The sequence below is a fragment of the Pseudomonas versuta genome (assembly GCF_001294575.1).
Lineage (GTDB): Bacteria > Pseudomonadota > Gammaproteobacteria > Pseudomonadales > Pseudomonadaceae > Aquipseudomonas > Aquipseudomonas versuta.
Genome location: NZ_CP012676.1, coordinates 3,423,732 through 3,441,515 on the forward strand (window position 1 = coordinate 3,423,732; position 17,784 = coordinate 3,441,515).

Below are 17,784 nucleotides of genomic sequence, written 5' to 3' on the forward strand. Positions count from 1 at the left end.
AGCCCGTCTAGCGGGGTAAGACTCGATGAATTCAGGCAGATGGTGCCGTCAGAATCATCTGTAGTGGCTGTCGAGGTACGAGGCCGGGATGAGGTCGCGCATGCCTCCAGGAAACGGGTTGCTAGGCAACCCTTCGCCAGCGACTACGACGCAACCCCTACCTGGTTACGCCCATTGTTCTTGGCCAGGTACAACCCTTTGTCCGCTGCGGAAATAAGCTCACGGCAGTTGCCGCCCTGCTGCGGCGTCTGGGTCGCCAGACCAATGCTGATGGTCAGGCTGCTGCCTTCACCGGGTGAGATGTGCGGGATTTTCAGCACTTGCACCGCCTGGCGCAGTTTTTCCGCCACCAGCCGGGCACCGCCCAAGGAGGTATTGGGCAACACAATGGCAAACTCTTCACCACCGTATCGGGCCGGCAAGTCGGATGGACGGCTACTGGCGTCGCGAATGGCCGCGGCCACCTTGCGCAACGCTTCATCGCCATCCAGATGCCCAAAGCTGTCGTTGTAAGACTTGAAATAGTCGACGTCGATCATCAACAAGGACAGCTGGGTCTGCTCGCGCGCGGCACGGCGCCACTCCAGCTCCAGGTATTCATCGAAATGCCGGCGATTGGACAGCCCGGTCAGACCGTCGGAGTTCATCAGCCGCTGCAATACCAGATTGGTGTCCAGCAATTGCTGCTGACTGACCCGCAAGGCGCGGTAAGCCGCATCACGCTGCAACAACGTCGTGTAAGAGCGCGAGTGATAACGGATTCGCGCCACCAGCTCAATGTTATCGGGCAGCTTCACCAGATAGTCATTGGCTCCGGCGGCAAAGGCCGCACTTTTGATCAGCGGGTCTTCCTTGGTGGAGAGCACGATGATCGGGATATTCTGCGTGGCCGGGTGGTTGCGGTATTCGCGCACCAGGGTCAGCCCGTCTAGCCCTGGCATGACCAAGTCCTGCAGGATCACCGTCGGTTTAATGCGAATGGCCTGGGCAATCGCCTGATGGGGATCGGCACAGAAATGAAAATCTATGTTCGGCTCCAGCGCCAGCCCGCGACGTACGGCTTCGCCGATCATCGCCTGATCGTCTACCAGCAACACCATGGCCGAGTTTTCGTCAGTTTTAACGTCGTCCAACTGCAAGTCATTCATGCGCGTTCACCTGAATTACTACCTTCAAGCCAGTCCTGCGGGGTTTTACCAGTCATTTGGCAAATATCTCCAGCAAGCGTGGCGCAATCTTGTTCAAGGGCCGAATTTCAACAGCGGCATCGATGGCCGCAGCCGCTTTGGGCATGCCATACACCGAACTGCTCTGCTGATCCTGGGCGATGGTGAGAAAACCTTGCTGGCGCATGAGCTTGAGGCCCTGAGCCCCGTCACGCCCCATGCCGGTCAACAGCACGCCTACCGCATCGCCATTCCAGTACCGGGCAATACTTTCAAAAAACACATCTATCGAAGGCCGGTATATTTCGTTCACCGGCTCTGCGGTATAGGCCAGAGTGCCGTTCTTCAATAAACGGATGTGGTGGTTGGTCCCGGCCAGCAGAACCGTTCCCGCTTGCGGCGCCTCACCGTCTTGCGCCAGACGCACGTTCAGGCCGCACGAGCTGCTCAGCCACTCAGCCATGCCGGCAGCAAATACTTGATCGACATGCTGGACCAGCACGATGGCTGCAGCAAAGTCCTGCGGCAGCCCTTTGAGCAGGCTTTCAAGCGCAGCCGGGCCACCTGCCGATGAGCCGATAGCCACCAGACCGCCGAGTACACCCGAGACCCGGGGTTGAGCAGACACCTGGGCAACCCGCTTTTCACTTTGCCCGATCAACCAGCCAATATTGAGGATCTTGCGCAGCAAAGGGGCTGCAGCCTCTCTGGGATTGCTCCCGCCGAGCACGGGAGTGTCCACCACATCCAGCGCGCCAAAGCCCATGGCTTCGAACACCCGATGGACATTCTGTTCACGGTCGACCGTGACAATCACGATGGCGCACGGGCTTTCTGCCATGATCCGCCGCGTGGCTTCGACTCCGTCCATCACCGGCATGATCAGGTCCATCAGGATCAGGTCCGGGGTGTTGGCAGCGCACTGCTGTACGGCCTCCAGCCCATTCGCCGCCACCCAGACCACTTGATGGGCAGCCTCGTAAGCCAGCGCCCGGCGCAAGGCCTCAACCGCCAGGGGCATATCGTTGACAATGGCGATTCTCATGTCCGGGCTCCTCCTATGAGTTCAACCACTGCATCAAGCAGGGCATCGTCATGGAAACTGGCTTTGGCTAAATAATAGTCGGCTCCTGCATCCAGGCCGCGCCGACGGTCCTCTTCCCGATCTTTGTAAGACACCACCATCACCGGCATCGATTGCAAACGGCTGTCACGCCGTAACAGCGTGACCAGTTCGATGCCATCCATGCGCGGCATGTCGATGTCGGTAATCAATAGATCGAAGTGCTCGGCACGCAGGGCGTTCCAGCCGTCCATGCCATCCACCGCCACAGCCACTTCGTAGCCTCGATTGATCAGCAGCTTGCGCTGCAACTCACGTACCGTCAGCGAATCATCCACCACCAGAATGCGTTTGCGGGTCAGCTCTGCGGTGTGCCGGTTACGCCGGTCGATACGCTCAAGACGCCCGGTATTGAGCAGTTTGTCGACGGATCGCAGCATGTCTTCGACATCGACAATCAATACAGCAGAACCATCGTCGAGCAAGGCACCGGCCGCAATATCCTGGACCTTGCCCAGACGCGGATCGAGGGGCAGCACCACCAGCGTGCGCTCACCGACAAAACGCTCGACAGCCACGCCATACACCGCATCCCGCTCACGAATGACGACTACCTTGAGGGTTTCATCGTCGCTCTGGCTGGCTGGACGTTGCAGCAACTGACTGGCCGCCACCAGCCCTACATGGCGGCCTTCGTGCCAGAAATGCTGACGGCCTTCGAGCTGGACGATTTCATCGGGCATCAGGTCGCGCATGCGTTCGATGTGCGCCAGAGGAAAGGCATACGCCTCGTCGGCTACTTCAACCACCAGACTGCGCACCACGGACAGGGTCAGCGGCACTTCCAGGCTGAAACGGCTGCCCTGCCCCGATGTCTGCTCCAGCACAATGGCGCCGCGCAGCAGGCGCACCATGTGCTGCACGGCATCCAGGCCGACACCTCGACCGGAGACTTCGGTCACGGTGTCACGCAGGCTAAAGCCCGGCAGGAAGAGGAAGGTCAGCAGTTCTTCTTCGCTCAACTGCGCCACGGTTGAAGCCGTCGACAACTGACGCTCCACGATGGTCCTGCGCAAACGTTCAAGGTCAACACCGGCACCGTCATCGCTCAACTGCAGCGCCAGCAACCCCGCCTGATGCGAGATGCGCAAGCGAATCAGGCCTTCGGCAGGCTTGCCGGCCAGCAGTCGGTGCTCCGGCGTTTCAATGCCGTGATCGACGGCATTGCGCAGTAAATGGGTGAGTGGCGCTTCGAGCTTTTCCAGTACATCGCGGTCAACCTGGGTTTTCTCGCCTTCTATTTCCAGGCGGATCTGCTTGCCCAGGGCGCGGCCCAGATCCCGTACCATGCGCTCCTGCCCCACCAGCACATCGGCAAACGGCCGCATGCGACAGGCCAGCGCGGTGTCATAGAGCGATTGCGCCCGCTGACCCGCCTGCCAGCCAAACTCGTCGAGTTCGGCGGCCTGCTCGCCAAGCAAATGCTGGGACTCAGCCAGTATTCGCCGAGCATCGGATAACGCCTCTTGCACGTCATGGCTCAGGTCCAGCACTTTGAGCTGGTCGCTCAGGTAATCCAGCGCCTTGAGACTGTTGTTTTGCATGCGTTTGAGGCGCTGCAACGTCACCAGGAAGGGTTTGAGCCGCTGGGTTTCGACCAGCGACTTGCTGGACAGGTCGAGCAAGCTGTTCAGCCGTTCAGCCGTAACTCGCAGCACCCGCTCACCACTCTCGCTGCGGCGCTGGGAACGGGGCGCAGGCTCAGACGCCAATTCGGGCTCGGGCCGGTGTTCAACCTGCAGCGGGGCCGGTTCAGGCATCAACAACAATTGCGACACATCGAACGCTGGCGCCGCCGCCTGTGCATGCACCTCGTTGCCGTCAAGCAGGCTATTCATCAGCGTGACATAGGCATCAATATCTTGCGGGCCGACATTGGCACTGCCCGGGGTAGCAATGCGCATCAGCAGGTCAGTGCCCTGCAACAAGGCATCAATATGCTCGGGCTGCAGGTACAAACGGCCCTCCTGCGCACTGACCAGGCAATCTTCCATGACATGGGAGACGCTGACCCCGGCGTCCACCCCGACAATTCGCGCGGCGCCCTTGAGCGAGTGGGCCGCTCGCATGCAGGCTTCAAGCTGATCGGCCTGGGTCGGGTTACGTTCCAGGGCCAGCAAGCCGGCATTCAGCACCTGAGTCTGGGTCTCGGCCTCAAGACTGAACAGCTCAAGCAACGAGGCATCACGCATTTGCTCGGGGGTCATGTCAGGCTCCGGGTGATCGCGCCCAGCAATTGTTCTTCGTCCAGCCAGCGCAGGCTGCGGGTTTTCCACTGCAGCACGCCGCGGGTGTATTTGGCACTGGCCTGTTCACCCGAGAGTGAGACTGTATTGAGTACATGCTCTTCAATGTTATGGATGCCATCCACCTCATCCACCGGTAACACCACAGGCCCACCAGGCGCGGCAAGGATCAACATGCGCGGCATGACCCGCAGCGATGTCGGCGCCGTCAGTGCCGGATCCAGCCCCAACAGATCGACCAGTGACAAGCACGGCACCAGGGCACCGCGCACATTGGCCACTCCCAGCAAGGCACGCGAGCGCTGGTGCGGCAGCGAATGAATCGGCTGCAGCGGTGCCACTTCATCCAGGCAGCGCGTGGTCAGCCCCAGCCACTCTCCCCCCAGGCGAAAAATCATCAGCGAGCGGGTTGCGACTTTTCGCTCATGCTCCTGCGGGGAGTAATGCTCTAAATGTTCCTGCTCAAATGAGTAACGATCAAGCAAGCGAGTCGCTGCAGCCGAATACACCGAGCAGTTGCGGCAATGAATATGCTCGGGCAGCACCGGACAGGTCTTGTCACCGTAAATGCCGATACGGTTCCAGCAGTCATCGATGTCCCGGGCTTCGGTGTGAATCAGATTATGGGCTGTTATTCCGCTCATTGTTTACGCTCGCTGTGAACGGATCGCTCGTTACGGGCCGCGCGCTCCTGCAAGCGTTGAGCGCCGGCTGTATCGCCCTGCGAGGCCAGGAGGGCCGCCAGGTGCGCCAGTGCTTCTGAATGCTGGGGCTCAAGGTATAGCGTCTTGCGATAAAAACTCTGAGCCTCGGCCGCCCGGCCTTCAACATCACTGAGCAGACCCAGCCAGTAATAGGCCTGGGCCTGCGGGCCATGAGCTTGCAAGAGTTGTTCACAGGCCGCGCGAGCCTCATGGCTCTTGCCCTCGTTAGCCAGAGTGGCAATTTGTTCAAGCAGGACCTTGGGCTCACCGCCCCGCGAACTCGCCGGGGCCGGCACAATGACTTGGGGCTGCGCACGGGGAGTAAAAGGCCGGATGGTCGGTGGCGGTGCAGGCGGCTGCGGACGCACGAGGGGCTTGAATTCGGCCATTACCGGGCGGACTTCAGGCTGCGGCTCATGGCTATGGCAAAATGCAAACGACTGCGGCGCACCGATCGAGCGCATTCCCAGGCGACCCAGCAGGTTGCCCTCTGCCGGGCCGATAAACAGCACGCCGTCCTCACGGGTCAGTCGCTTGAGTACGTCCAGTGCCTGCTGCTGGGTTTTAAGATCAAAGTAAATCAGCAGGTTGCGACAAAATACAAAGTCATAGGGCGCTTGCCCGGCCAGCAGCGCCGGGTCGAGCAAGTTGGCGACCTGAAAACTGACTTGCTCGCAGACCCTGGCCGACAGTTGATAAGCGTCACCTGCATCGCTGAAATAACGTTCGCGAAAATCAGTTTGCTGCCCGCGGAATGAATTTTTGCCATACAGCGCACGCTGCGCACGCTGCATTGAGAGCGGGCTGACATCCAGTGCATCGACCTTGAATTGATGGGCGGCTAAACCGGCATCAAACAGCGCCATTGCAATCGAATAGGGTTCTTCTCCGGTCGAACATGGCAGGCTCAGGATCCGCAAGGCCCGACGACTGCCGATTTCGGCCAGGCGCTTGGTCGCCAGACGCCCCAGCGTGGAAAACGATTCGGGGTAACGAAAGAACCAGGTTTCAGGCACGATCACCGATTCGATCAAGGCTTGCTGTTCATCCCGGGAGCTGATCAACCGCTGCCAGTAATCTTCATGGTCGCTCATGTTCAGCGCCGTGCAGCGTTGACGAACAGCGCGTTCGATGATGGCCGGGCCGACTGAGGCCACGTCCAGACCAATGCATTGTTTCAAAAAATCGAAAAAACGTTGGTCGTCACTCATGCGCACACCTGTGGGCCGGTGTCATCGGGTCGCGGAGCGAAAATCAATGCAGAAACTGCCGGGCTCAGCAGTTCATCGACACTGATCCACTGCAAAAGGCCATGCTGGTCTTTACGCACGGGCCCCAGATACGGTGCGTCGCGGTTATCCAGACCATAGGGATGAAAGTCTGCCGGGTTACAGCGCAATGTATCGCTGGCTTGCTCAAGCATTAACCCCAGCAATTGCCCGCGATAGTTGACCAATACCAGCCGGGTGCTGGTGCGGGCCACCGCGGTTTTACCGAAGGTCATGGCGCTGATATCGATCACCGGCACCACCTGGCCACGATGCGCGAATACGCCGGCGACCCAATCAGGCGCCTGGGCAATGGGTTTTAGCGGTAAACGCGGCAGCACCTCCACCACATCGGTGGCCGGCAAGGCATAACGTTCATCGCCGATATGAAACACCAGAAACAGGCGGTTGTTCGGCGCTGCCACGCCGGCTGGCTTGGCTAGAGGCTCGCTCATCAGACTTTAAAACGCGAAACGCCACTGCGCAGCCCGACGGCAACCTGACTGAGTTCGTCGATCGCAAAACTGGCCTGACGCAAGGACTCGACGGTCTGACTGCTGGCATCGCCCAGCTGTACCAGCGCAAGGTTGATCTGTTCAGCGCCTGTGGCTTGAGCCTGCATGCCCTCGTTGACCATCAACACCCTTGGGGCCAGCGCTTGAACCTGATGGATGATTTGCGATAACTGCTCTCCCACCTGTGTCACTTCGAACATGCCGCGGCGTACTTCTTCCGAAAACTTGTCCATGCCCATTACACCGGCCGAGACCGCGGACTGAATCTCACGCACCATCTGTTCGATATCGTAAGTGGCCACGGCAGTCTGATCGGCCAGACGTCGCACTTCGGTAGCGACCACGGCAAAGCCGCGGCCGTATTCACCGGCTTTTTCCGCTTCAATCGCGGCGTTCAGTGACAGCAGATTGGTCTGGTCGGCCACTTTAACGATGGTGACCACCACCTGGTTAATGTTGCCGGCCTTCTCGTTGAGGATCGCCAGCTTGGCGTTGACCAGATCGGCGGCACCCATGACCTGATGCATGGTTTCTTCCATGCGGGCCAACCCCTGTTGCCCGGAACCGGCGAGTATCGACGCCTGATCGGCAGCCGAGGTGACTTCGGTCATGGTGCGTACCAGGTCACGGGAAGTGGCTGCGATCTCGCGCGAGGTCGCGCCAATTTCAGTAGTGGTGGCTGCGGTTTCGGTCGCGGTGGCTTGTTGCTGCTTGGAAGTCGCGGCAATTTCAGTGACCGAGGTAGTGACCTGGACCGAGGAGCGCTGGGCTTGAGAGACCAGCGAGGTCAGTTCGGTCATCATGTCGTTGAAGCCGGTTTCTACCGCGCCAAATTCGTCCTTGCGCTCCAGGTTCAGGCGCGAACTCAGGTCACCGGAACGCATCACCTCAAGAATCGAAACAATGCGCTTCATGGGAGACATGATCGCTTTCAGCAATAGATAACCGCAGAGGGCGGCAGCGAGTACGGCAATCACCAGCGAAATGAGCATGCTGGCTTTGGCGGTCATGACTGAATGAGCGATGGTGTCGGTCGCTTCAGTGGCCTTGATGCGATTGGCGTCAATCAGGGCATTGAGTTGTTTGCGTCCAGCCATCCAGGCCGGTGCCAACTGCTCGGTGACCATGGCGTGAGCCTGAGCGAACTGCTTGTGTTGATACAGTTCAATTACGTTCGCCAACACCTGCACGTATTGCTGGTGAAGCTGCTCAAACGTATCGAAAGAGGCACGGTCTTCTTTGTCAAAAATGGTAGTGCGGTAGTTTTCCAGCTCGTGCTTCAAGCGTTCTTCGTAGCTGGCGTACAGCTTACGGTCTTCGTTGTTCAGATCGCGCTGGCTGGCCGAACCCACCAGTTGCAGGGTCAGGACATAGCTGTCCACCCAGGCACTGCGAATCATCGAGCTGTAATAGACCCCGGGAACCGAATCGGTGCGCACCGTCTCTTCGCTGGTTTCGATTGAAAGCAGGCGCGAGTAAGCCGCGACGACCATCAACAACATGATGGCGATGATTACCGCAAAGCTCGCCAAAATGCGTTGGCGCAACGTCCAGTTCTTCACAGTCAATCCTCGGGGGCCATTCAAATGATGGGGAGTATAGCCGAGGGTACGCGAGGATTCGTATGGACGTTGAGACGGATCTCACAGCAATAAGCAAATCTCTTGACCCAGGAAAACAACACAACCTGCAGGAGTGAGCTTGCTCGCGAGCTGTCCGGAACTTTAAAAGTTCGCGAGCACGCTCGCTCCTGCAGTCAAGGGTTATACAGCGGCCTGTTTAACCTGGGATTCCAGCTCGGCCTTCAAGCCCGGATCGAGCTTCAGTTGCTTGGCCAGCTCTTGCAGATAGGCCTTTTCCATAAAGCTCTCTTCATCTACCAAAAGCAGGCTGGCGATGTACATTTCGGCTGCGATTTCCGGCGTGCTGGCAGCACTCGCCACTTCAGCCGGGTCCAGTGGCTTGTCAATTTCGGCTTTCAGCCATTGCTGCAAGGCCGGATCACTGTCCAGCTTGCTGAACTCCTCATCAATCAACTGACGCTCACGATCGTCGATATGGCCATCAGCTTTGGCAGCTGCGACCAGCGCCTTGAGAATCGCCTGGCTGTGTTGCTCTACCTGCTGGGGCGCGACCCGGTCGATAGTCTGCGGTTCCGTTTGCGGCGCCTTACCCTGGTTGGCCTGCCAGTTGCCGTAGGCTTTCTAGGCCAATACCCCCAGTGCGGCCAACCCGCCGTAGCTCAGTGCTTGGCCACCATATTTGCGGGCGCTTTTATTGCCCAGCAACATCCCCAGTACACTTGCCGCCAATGCACCGCCCCCGGCACCTGAAAGTAAACCGCCCAACCCGCCGGAGCCACCCAGCAAACCGCCCAGGCCTCCCGGGCTTGAACTTGAGGATTTGCCTTGGGCACCGGTTTTTTCCTGCAACATTTGCTGACCGGATTTAAGCAACTGATCGAGCAATCCACGCGTATCCATAAGCAGCCTCTCGTAAAGGGGTCAGGGGAAGACTTCAGTCGCGCAGGTCCGACTCATGTATCGGTTGGTCCCGGTGCGTTGCACGCTGGTACTGGGCCGGCCAGGTTGCCTGCTTGCCTCCCAGGTCGTCGTCGGCGTGCAACGGCCAGTACGGATCACGCAGTAACTCGCGGGCCAGCAGGATCAAGTCCGCCTGGCCGGTGCGCAGAATATGCTCAGCCTGAGCGGGCTCGGTAATCATGCCTACAGTGCCGGTAGCGATACCTGCCTCTTTACGCACACGCTCGGCAAAACGGGTTTGATAACCCGGACCAACAGGGATCTCGGCATTGGCTGCCGTGCCACCTGAAGACACATCAATCAGGTCGACCCCCAGCGCTTTGAGGCGGCATGCCAGCTCTACAGTTTCATCCGGGTTCCAGCCGTCTTCCACCCAGTCGGTCGCCGAGACCCGCACAAACAACGGCAACTCTTCAGGCCACACCTCACGCACGGCCTTGGTCACTTGCAGCACCAGACGAATACGGTTTTCAAACGAGCCGCCGTATTGGTCGCGCCGTTGATTGCTCAGAGGGGAAAGGAATTGATGCAGCAGGTAACCATGGGCTGCGTGTATTTCAACCACCGAGAAACCTGCCTCAAGTGCCCGCCTGGCGGCATCGACAAAGGCCTGAATGAGGTCATTGATGCAAGCTTCATCCAGTTGCGTCGGCGCAGTGTGCTGAGGGTCAAAGGCTATTGGCGAAGGGCCGACCGGCACCCAGCCGCCATCCTCCACTTTGACGCTGCCCTGCTTGCCCAGCCAGGGACGGTGGGTGCTGGCCTTGCGCCCGGCGTGCGCCAGCTGAATTCCGGCCGCTGCACCCTGGGCCCGAATAAAGCGGGTGATGCGCTGCAAAGGCTCTATCTGTTCATCGCTCCACAACCCCAGATCCTGGGCCGTGATGCGCCCGTCAGGGGTTACCGCCACGGCTTCGGAAAAAACCAGGCCGGCGCCGCCAACCGCACGGCTTCCGAGGTGGACCAGATGCCAGTCATTGGCCAGCCCGTCAACGCTGGAGTATTGACACATTGGCGAGACCGCAATGCGGTTAAGAAGGGTCAGTTGGCGCAGGGTATAGGGTTCGAGCAGCAGACTCATGGGTCACCTCTAATGACAGTGGGCAGGCTCCAGGGAACAAGCGTACCTAGAGCCTAGTCGACAACACTGCAAGAGGTGGGGTTCATCTTTCGTACGGCTTGTGGGAGCGGGCTTACCCGCTCCCACAAGGATTAAGGGGGATGACCAAGGCTTAACGCGGTTCGATATGGGCAATCATCAGCTGTACGGTTTCGTTGCCGCGAAACTCGTTGAGGTCGAGTTTGTAGGCTAATTCAACCCAGCGAATGGTCGGGTTCGGCCACACTTCACGGTCGACACCGAAGGCAATACCGTCCAGCTTTACGCTGCCACACTCGGTTTTGAGCACTACTTTCAAGTGCCGCTCGCCCACAATGCGTTGCTCCACCAACTGAAACACGCCGTGAAACAGTGGCTCGGGGAAGTGCTGCCCCCATGGCCCGGCATTGCGCAGGGCCCGCGCCAGTTCCAGATGAAACTCTTCTACCGCCAGGCTGCCGTCCGACATCAAGCGGCCGGTCAGGTCTTCTTCGCGCAGTTGACGCCGCACTTCGGCGTCAAAGGCACTGGAAAATACCGCAAAGTTCGCCTCGGGCAGGGTCAGGCCTGCGGCCATGGCGTGGCCACCGTACTTACTGATCAATTCGGGGTGCTGGGCGGCCACCACGCTGAGCGCATCGCGAATATGAAAGCCCGGCACCGAGCGCCCGGAGCCCTTGAGCATGCCGTCACCGGCATCGGCAAACGCGAACGTGGGGCGGAAATAACGCTCCTTGAGGCGCGAAGCCAAAATCCCGATTACACCCTGGTGCCAGTCCGGATCGAACAGACACAAACCGAACGGCATGCTCTCAACCGGCAACTCCTTGAGCTGCGCCAGCGCTTCACGCTGCATGCCCTGCTCAATGGATTTACGGTCCTGGTTCATTTCGTCGAGCTGCGCAGCCATTTCCCGCGCTGCATTTGCGTCGTCGGTAAGCAAGCATTCGATACCCAGACTCATGTCATCCAGGCGACCGGCAGCATTCAGGCGCGGGCCAAGGATAAAGCCAAGATCAGTGGAGGTAATGCGCGAATGGTCACGCTTGGCCACTTCGAGAATGGCCTTGAGCCCCGGCCGCGCACGCCCGGCCCGAATCCGCTCCAGCCCCTGATGCACCAGGATCCGGTTATTGGCATCCAGCGGCACCACGTCAGCCACGCTGCCCAGGGCTACCAGATCCAGCAGTTCGGCAATGTTTGGCGCCTTGGTGTTTTGATACCACCCCAGACTGTTCAGGCGCGCGCGCAAAGCGATCAGCACATAGAAGATCACCCCTACCCCCGCCAGCGCCTTGCTCGGAAACTCGCAGCCCGGCTGGTTGGGATTGACGATGGCATCAGCCGCCGGCAGCTCGTTGCCCGGCAAGTGGTGGTCGGTGACCAGAACACTCAACCCGGCCGCTTTCGCCGCAGCCACGCCTTCGACACTGGAAATGCCGTTGTCGACCGTGATCAGCAGCTGTGGCTGACGGGTCAATGCAACTTGAACGATTTCGGGGGTCAGGCCGTAACCATATTCAAAACGGTTAGGCACCAGGTAATCGACATGGGCCGCGCCCAGCAAACGCAAACCGAGCATGCCAACGGTACTGGCCGTGGCACCATCGGCGTCAAAGTCGCCGACAATCAGAATGCGCTGACGCTGTTCAAGTGCCACCACCAGCAGATCCACGGCGGCATCGATACCCTTGAGTTGCTGATACGGAATCAGCCGCGCCAGGCTCTTGTCCAGTTCAGCTTGCGACTGCACGCCACGAGCCGCGTACAGGCGCGTCAGCAATGTCGGCATTTCACCCAGAAAAGGCAGGATTTCAGGCAGTGGACGAGGTTCGATGCGCATAAGCTGGATGGGGGCTCTTATTAAAAAATGTACTTGTACAGGTCGCTTGAAAACGTAGCGAGCGAAGGCAAGACAAGGCAAAAGCAGGCGAGGACGCGCAGTTTACGGGGTGTAAATGAGCAGTCCTGGCCTGCTATTAACGCAGTATTGTCGAGCGCAGCAGTTGTCAGGTGATCTGTTAACCGCGTTCGCCCTGCAGCCACTGCAACTGGACTTCGTGTTGACCGCGATCGTCGGTCACGAAAATCGTGCCTTCGCTGATCATCACGTCCCACTTGATAACGCGTGGCATGTCTTTAGCGAGAACTTCAAGAATCTCTTGCGGAACGGCCGCAATGTTGACGTTTTTCAGGTTTTTGATCGCCGGGATCACCTTGCCTTCCCATACGCGCAAGCTGCCATAGGCCAGCAAACTGGTGCGTTCAGTACGGCGCGAGCACCAGGTCAGGCGATCGGCATCGGGCTGACCAACTTCGATCCAGTGCAAAACGCGGTCATCCAGGCTTTTTTCCCACAGCGCCGGCTCGTCTACATCCGAAAGACCACGACCAAAAGACAGCTGTTCGTTGTACCAGAAGGCGTAGGCCAGAAGACGCACGGTCATGCGCTCTTCAGTTTCAGAAGGGTGACGGGCGATGGTCTGCTTGACGCTTTCATACACCCCGCGATCGAGATCGGTGAGGTTCAGTTCAAACTTGTATGTCGTGGACGGCTGGGCCATGAACGGGCTTCTTGATACGGAGAAAGGCGCCAAGTCTAACCGATACACCCCCGCCTGCGCTCAACTCAACTGCAGGAGCGAGCTTGCTCGCGATGCCCGTTGCGCGGATGTTCTGTTGCCATGCAGTGCTGCCATCGCGAACAAAGCCACTTGTGCAAACGGGGCAAATGCTCGGATAAGACACCTGCGGCTGCCTATGTTAAAAGGCTCTACTCGCTCGCCCTGGACAAGGACAACCCATGCCACTTGCAACCAAACCCCTCTCAGGCCTCAAAGTCGTCGAACTGGGCACTCTGATCGCGGGGCCTTTTGCGTCGCGCATTTGTGCCGAATTCGGTGCCCAGGTGATCAAGGTGGAATCCCCGGACGGCGGAGATCCGCTGCGCAAATGGCGCAAGCTGTACGAGGGGACTTCGCTGTGGTGGTTCGTCCAGGCCCGCAACAAAAAATCCCTGACCCTGAATCTCAAGCACCCCGAGGGCATTACCGTGCTCAAGGCATTGCTGGCAGACGCCGATATCCTGATCGAGAACTTTCGACCCGGGGTGCTGGAAAAACTCGGCCTGGGCTGGGACGTGCTGCATGCCCTGAACCCCAAGCTGGTCATGGTGCGCCTGTCCGGCTTTGGCCAGACAGGCCCGATGAAAGACCAGCCCGGGTTTGGTGCCGTCGGTGAGTCCATGGGCGGGCTGCGTTACATCACCGGCTTTGAAGATCGCCCTCCGGTGCGTACCGGCATCTCGATCGGCGACTCGATTGCCGCATTGTGGGGGGTGATTGGCGCCCTGATGGCGCTGCGGCATCGCGAGGTGAATGGCGGCCAGGGGCAGGTGGTTGACGTAGCCCTGTACGAAGCGATTTTCGCAATGATGGAAAGCATGGTGCCCGAGTTCGATGTGTTCGGTTTTATTCGCGAACGCACCGGCAATATCATGCCGGGCATTACGCCCTCCTCCATTCACACCAGCCTGGATGGCAAGCACGTACAAATCGGGGCCAACGGCGATGCCATCTTCAAACGGTTCATGCAAATCATCGGCCGCGATGACTTGGCCAATGATCCTGAGCTTGCCGGCAATGATGGCCGCGATGCTCGCCGGGACGAGCTGTACGGGGTGATTGATCGCTGGGTGGCCTCACTGCCGCTCGAGACCGTGCTCGAGCAACTGAGCACCGCACAAGTCCCCGCCAGCCGCATCTTCTCGGCAGAAGACATGTTCACTGACCCGCAATTTCTCGCCCGTGAAATGTTTCTTCAAGCCAAACTGCCTGACGGTAAAGACTTCAAGATGCCGGGCATTGTGCCAAGGCTTTCCGACACACCGGGGTCTGCCGACTGGGTCGGCCCGGAGCTGGGCGCGCACAATCATGAAGTGCTGAACGAGTTGGGGTATGACGCAGCAGCCATCGCCGGGCTCAAGCTGGCGGGGGCTATTTGACCGGCTCTTTTTAGTTGCTACGGGAAGAAATCAGCACAATGGCCAATCATGCAAAGTGGCGAGGCATTTGCTCAGGTCTGATCACGTCGGCGTTTGTTCTGTGGATGCCAGCGGGGCTGGCTGCACCAAAGCTCATCTGGTTGATGCGCGACCTGCCACCCTTGACGGTGCGCGATGGGGCGCAAAAAGGTCAGGGCATCATAGACCGGCTGATGCCGGCATTGATGGCAGGCATGCCGCAGTATGAGCATGTGATCTTGCCGGTTAACCGGGCGCGGGCCATCCAGATGCTCGAAGAGACCTCGCTGGCCTGCGATCCGGCGCTGGTCAGGAATCCCGCTCGCGCCCAGTCAATTGCCTATTCGCGCCCGGTCATCGACTTGCATGGCAATGGCCTGACGATTCGACGCGAAAACAAAAAACTGATCGAGCCCTTTATCCACGGCGACTCGGTGGATCTGCAGGCCATGCTCCAAGCTCAAACCTTGAAGCTCGGCGTCATCGCCAAACGCAGCTACGGCACATGGATTGATACTCAAGTGTCACAAGGCCCCGCAGACCAGCTCTTTATCCACTACGGCAACGACCCGCTGGGCAGCTTGCTGCATATGCAGAATGCAGGCCGCGTTCAGGCGCTGCTGGGCTATTGGCCAGAAATTCAATCGAAGGCAAGACAACAAGGGCTCGCATCCGAGTCGCTGATCTTTTACCGGATCATCGGTGCCCCCGCTTACCAGCCCATTCACATCGGCTGTTCGAACACGCCTGAAGGTCGTGAAGTCATTCGCCGTGTCAACGCCATACTTGCCAACCGTGAACATCAGGCCCTGAACACCTCAGAGGGAACATGGCTTGAGTTCGGGCAAGTGGATGACGCTCAGACCTCCGGCCCGCCTCAGCCACGGGGCAGTGACAAAAAACACGCAAAAAAAACCCCGAGCAGTGGGGAGACAGCTCGGGGTTTAACAAGGTCATGATGACCCGCTCAACAGGCTGCAAGCATCGGAGCAATAAGCTTGATCCTGTTGATGCAAGATCTGACACGGGGAACCTGCTAAAGGTTCCGTCGCTCATGCCCTCAAATCGCACTTTGCGCACAGGCCTGCTGATATGAGTCCAGCAGCAGCCCCAAACCGGTAACGCTCACCGGTTTAGGCAAACATCCCAGGACCTCGAGACCGGCCCTTCGGGCTGCACTTGCCGCGCTGTTCAGCACATCAGCCTCGCCACCGCCGAGAATAATCAACGCCGGTGCTTCATTCTTGACGGCCAGCTCATGAATCAGCTCCAGCGCGGCGAGCCCTTCCAGGTGCACATCACAAATGGCTAGATCAATCGCCCCCCGGCTGGCCAGCGAGCAGCGTGCAGACTCAACACTTTCAGCCGTCAGAACGTCAAAAATGCGAAAGGCATTCAACATCTGATGCAGCGCCATCAACTGGAAAGGGTTGTCTTCAAGAATCAGAACTTTCAGGGAACGCATCATGGACCTTTGGAGCATAACGCGGGCTTTGCGCGGGGAAAGCGACTCTAGAAGGGTTTACTAAGAATCAATATAGGATGAGTCCTAAAAGCTCGCAGGAAGTTTCTTGCGCACACAAAAAAGCCCGTCATAGGACGGGCTTCAAAACGCGCAAGATTTACAGGGCCTTGCCGCGATTGCCATGCTGGCTGACAAAGGCCTGCACAGCCTTCAAGTCATTGGCCAGGACTGTGTAGCGCTCTTCGCGCTCAAACAGATCGGCAAGGTGCGCAGGCAGCTCAAGCGCTTTACCTACACCGGCCTTTTCGACGGCATCAGGAAACTTGACCGGATGCGCCGTACCCAGAATGACCATCGGGATATCCAGGCTGCGGCGACACTCACGGGCAGCCTTGACACCGATCGCCGTATGCGGATCCAGCACTTCGCCCGTTTCGGCAAACACCTGGGCAATGGTTTCGCAGGTCTGCTCGTCATCGACTGCCAGCGAATCGAACAAACGGCGCGCTTCGGTCCAGCGATCGTCTTCGACGCTGAAGTTGCCGGTTTGCTTGAAAGTTTCCATCAGGGCGGCAACTGCCGCGCCATTACGACCGTGCAAATCGAACAGCAGACGCTCGAAGTTGGAGGACACCATGATGTCCATTGACGGCGACAGGGTCGCGTGCAGCGTGTCCTTGGCGTACTGGTTGCCGCTCATGAAGCGGTGCAGGATGTCATTACGGTTGGTGGCAACGATCAACTGATTGATCGGCAAGCCCATGTTGCGCGCCAGGTAGCCGGCAAAAATATCGCCAAAGTTACCGGTAGGCACCGAGAACGAAACCGAGCGATGCGGCCCGCCCAACTGCAGGGCCGCATGGAAGTAGTAAACGATCTGGGCCATGATTCGCGCCCAGTTGATCGAGTTCACTGCGACCAGACGCGTACCCTTGAGGAAGTCCTGATCAGCAAAGCTGGCCTTGACCATCTCCTGGCAGTCATCGAAGTTGCCTTCGATGGCAATGTTATGGATGTTTTCGCCGAACAGCGTGGTCATCTGGCGACGCTGTACTTCCGACACCCGGTTATTGGGATGCAGGATAAAGATGTCGACGTTTTCGCAGTGCTTGCAGCCTTCAATGGCAGCGGACCCGGTATCACCGGAGGTCGCGCCGACAATGACCACGCGCTCGCCACGTTTTTCCAGCACGTAGTCCAGCAGACGCCCGAGCAGTTGCAGGGCAAAGTCCTTGAACGCCAGCGTAGGACCGTGGAACAGCTCCAGCACCCACTCGTTGCCATTGAGCTGGCGCAGTGGTGCTACCGCTGCGTGGGAAAACGCGCCGTAGGTCTCTTCGAGAATCTTTTTGAAATCAGCGTCAGGGATGCTGCCGGTGACAAACGGGCGCATAACCCGAAAAGCCAGTTCGTGATACGGCAAGCCTGCCCAGGAAGCGATTTCCTCCTGGGTGAAGCGCGGCAGGTTTTCCGGTACGTACAAACCGCCATCACTGGCCAGACCGGCCAGCAGGACATCTTCAAAATTCAGGGCCGGTGCCTGGCCACGGGTGCTGATATAGCGCATAAGGGCAAACCTTCGGTTTGAGCGGCAGCGGTTCAGCGACAAGCTGCAAGTAAAAGCCGATCGGCGT

13 protein-coding genes and 2 pseudogenes are annotated in these 17,784 nt (G+C 58.8%); 2 read left to right on the top strand and 13 right to left on the bottom strand.

The window, feature by feature from the left end; all coding sequences use genetic code 11:
* Window positions 1-143: 143 nt before the first annotated feature.
* From AOC04_RS15345 to AOC04_RS15395, 11 genes and pseudogenes are all read right to left on the bottom strand, one after another.
* Window positions 144-1,148, bottom strand: a complete 1,005-nt coding sequence (locus AOC04_RS15345) for a response regulator (RefSeq protein WP_060694817.1) — start codon at window positions 1,146-1,148, stop codon at window positions 144-146.
* A 52-nt stretch (window positions 1,149-1,200) separates the two neighbouring features.
* On the bottom strand, window positions 1,201-2,211 hold the full coding sequence (gene cheB / locus AOC04_RS15350; RefSeq protein WP_060694819.1) for a chemotaxis response regulator protein-glutamate methylesterase: 1,011 nt from the start codon (window positions 2,209-2,211) through the stop codon (window positions 1,201-1,203).
* Window positions 2,208-4,496, bottom strand: a complete 2,289-nt coding sequence (locus tag AOC04_RS15355) for a hybrid sensor histidine kinase/response regulator (RefSeq protein ID WP_060694821.1) — start codon at window positions 4,494-4,496, stop codon at window positions 2,208-2,210. The genes cheB and AOC04_RS15355 overlap by 4 nt, the downstream gene beginning before the upstream one ends.
* On the bottom strand, window positions 4,493-5,179 hold the full coding sequence (locus tag AOC04_RS15360) for a chemotaxis protein CheW (RefSeq protein WP_060694822.1): 687 nt from the start codon (window positions 5,177-5,179) through the stop codon (window positions 4,493-4,495). The genes AOC04_RS15355 and AOC04_RS15360 overlap by 4 nt, the downstream gene beginning before the upstream one ends.
* Window positions 5,176-6,450, bottom strand: coding sequence for a CheR family methyltransferase (locus tag AOC04_RS15365; RefSeq protein WP_060694824.1), 1,275 nt, complete (start codon window positions 6,448-6,450; stop codon window positions 5,176-5,178). The genes AOC04_RS15360 and AOC04_RS15365 overlap by 4 nt, the downstream gene beginning before the upstream one ends.
* Entirely contained in the window at window positions 6,447-6,962 is a 516-nt protein-coding gene (locus tag AOC04_RS15370) for a chemotaxis protein CheW (protein WP_060694826.1), read from the bottom strand. Before AOC04_RS15370 ends, AOC04_RS15365 begins: the two co-directional genes overlap by 4 nt.
* Window positions 6,962-8,584, bottom strand: coding sequence for a methyl-accepting chemotaxis protein (locus tag AOC04_RS15375; protein ID WP_060694827.1), 1,623 nt, complete (start codon window positions 8,582-8,584; stop codon window positions 6,962-6,964). The genes AOC04_RS15370 and AOC04_RS15375 overlap by 1 nt, the downstream gene beginning before the upstream one ends.
* Window positions 8,585-8,785: 201 nt before the next feature.
* Window positions 8,786-9,505 (bottom strand): annotated as a pseudogene (locus tag AOC04_RS15380) (tellurite resistance TerB family protein).
* 34 nt (window positions 9,506-9,539) lie between these two features.
* On the bottom strand, window positions 9,540-10,646 hold the full coding sequence (locus AOC04_RS15385; RefSeq protein WP_060694829.1) for an NADH:flavin oxidoreductase/NADH oxidase: 1,107 nt from the start codon (window positions 10,644-10,646) through the stop codon (window positions 9,540-9,542).
* Window positions 10,647-10,797: 151 nt separating this feature from the next.
* Window positions 10,798-12,507 carry a single-stranded-DNA-specific exonuclease RecJ gene (gene recJ / locus AOC04_RS15390; RefSeq protein ID WP_060694831.1) on the bottom strand — a complete coding sequence of 570 codons (1,710 nt, stop codon included), beginning with the start codon at window positions 12,505-12,507 and terminating at the stop codon, window positions 10,798-10,800.
* A 178-nt stretch (window positions 12,508-12,685) separates the two neighbouring features.
* Window positions 12,686-13,228 carry a YaeQ family protein gene (locus AOC04_RS15395; protein WP_016781928.1) on the bottom strand — a complete coding sequence of 181 codons (543 nt, stop codon included), beginning with the start codon at window positions 13,226-13,228 and terminating at the stop codon, window positions 12,686-12,688.
* Between the two features lie 239 nt (window positions 13,229-13,467).
* On the opposite strand from AOC04_RS15395, the gene AOC04_RS15400 reads away from it, so the two are divergent.
* Window positions 13,468-14,667: a CaiB/BaiF CoA transferase family protein gene (locus AOC04_RS15400; RefSeq protein WP_060694833.1), complete on the top strand. Its 1,200-nt coding sequence runs from the start codon at window positions 13,468-13,470 to the stop codon at window positions 14,665-14,667.
* Window positions 14,668-14,771: 104 nt separating this feature from the next.
* On the top strand, window positions 14,772-15,644 hold the full coding sequence (locus AOC04_RS15405; RefSeq protein WP_237178961.1) for a TIGR02285 family protein: 873 nt from the start codon (window positions 14,772-14,774) through the stop codon (window positions 15,642-15,644).
* A gap of 125 nt (window positions 15,645-15,769) precedes the next feature.
* On the opposite strand, the pseudogene AOC04_RS15410 reads toward AOC04_RS15405, so the two are convergent.
* Window positions 15,770-16,150, bottom strand: a pseudogene (locus tag AOC04_RS15410) (response regulator); the annotation flags it as partial.
* A gap of 157 nt (window positions 16,151-16,307) precedes the next feature.
* Window positions 16,308-17,717: a threonine synthase gene (thrC, locus tag AOC04_RS15415; RefSeq protein WP_060694837.1), complete on the bottom strand. Its 1,410-nt coding sequence runs from the start codon at window positions 17,715-17,717 to the stop codon at window positions 16,308-16,310.
* Between the last annotated feature and the right edge of the window lie 67 nt (window positions 17,718-17,784).

Bases quoted from the DNA above. Each gene is read 5' to 3' on its own strand.
- AOC04_RS15345 (WP_060694817.1), bottom strand. From the start codon at position 1,148: ATGAATGACTTGCAGTTGGACGACGTTAAAACTGACGAAAACTCGGCC.
- thrC (WP_060694837.1), bottom strand. From the start codon at position 17,717: ATGCGCTATATCAGCACCCGTGGCCAGGCACCGGCCCTGAATTTTGAA.
- AOC04_RS15395 (WP_016781928.1), bottom strand. From the start codon at position 13,228: ATGGCCCAGCCGTCCACGACATACAAGTTTGAACTGAACCTCACCGAT.
- AOC04_RS15360 (WP_060694822.1), bottom strand. From the start codon at position 5,179: ATGAGCGGAATAACAGCCCATAATCTGATTCACACCGAAGCCCGGGAC.
- cheB (WP_060694819.1), bottom strand. From the start codon at position 2,211: ATGAGAATCGCCATTGTCAACGATATGCCCCTGGCGGTTGAGGCCTTG.
- AOC04_RS15355 (WP_060694821.1), bottom strand. From the start codon at position 4,496: ATGACCCCCGAGCAAATGCGTGATGCCTCGTTGCTTGAGCTGTTCAGT.
- AOC04_RS15385 (WP_060694829.1), bottom strand. From the start codon at position 10,646: ATGAGTCTGCTGCTCGAACCCTATACCCTGCGCCAACTGACCCTTCTT.
- AOC04_RS15405 (WP_237178961.1), top strand. From the start codon at position 14,772: ATGCCAGCGGGGCTGGCTGCACCAAAGCTCATCTGGTTGATGCGCGAC.
- AOC04_RS15400 (WP_060694833.1), top strand. From the start codon at position 13,468: ATGCCACTTGCAACCAAACCCCTCTCAGGCCTCAAAGTCGTCGAACTG.
- AOC04_RS15365 (WP_060694824.1), bottom strand. From the start codon at position 6,450: ATGAGTGACGACCAACGTTTTTTCGATTTTTTGAAACAATGCATTGGT.
- recJ (WP_060694831.1), bottom strand. From the start codon at position 12,507: ATGCGCATCGAACCTCGTCCACTGCCTGAAATCCTGCCTTTTCTGGGT.
- AOC04_RS15370 (WP_060694826.1), bottom strand. From the start codon at position 6,962: ATGAGCGAGCCTCTAGCCAAGCCAGCCGGCGTGGCAGCGCCGAACAAC.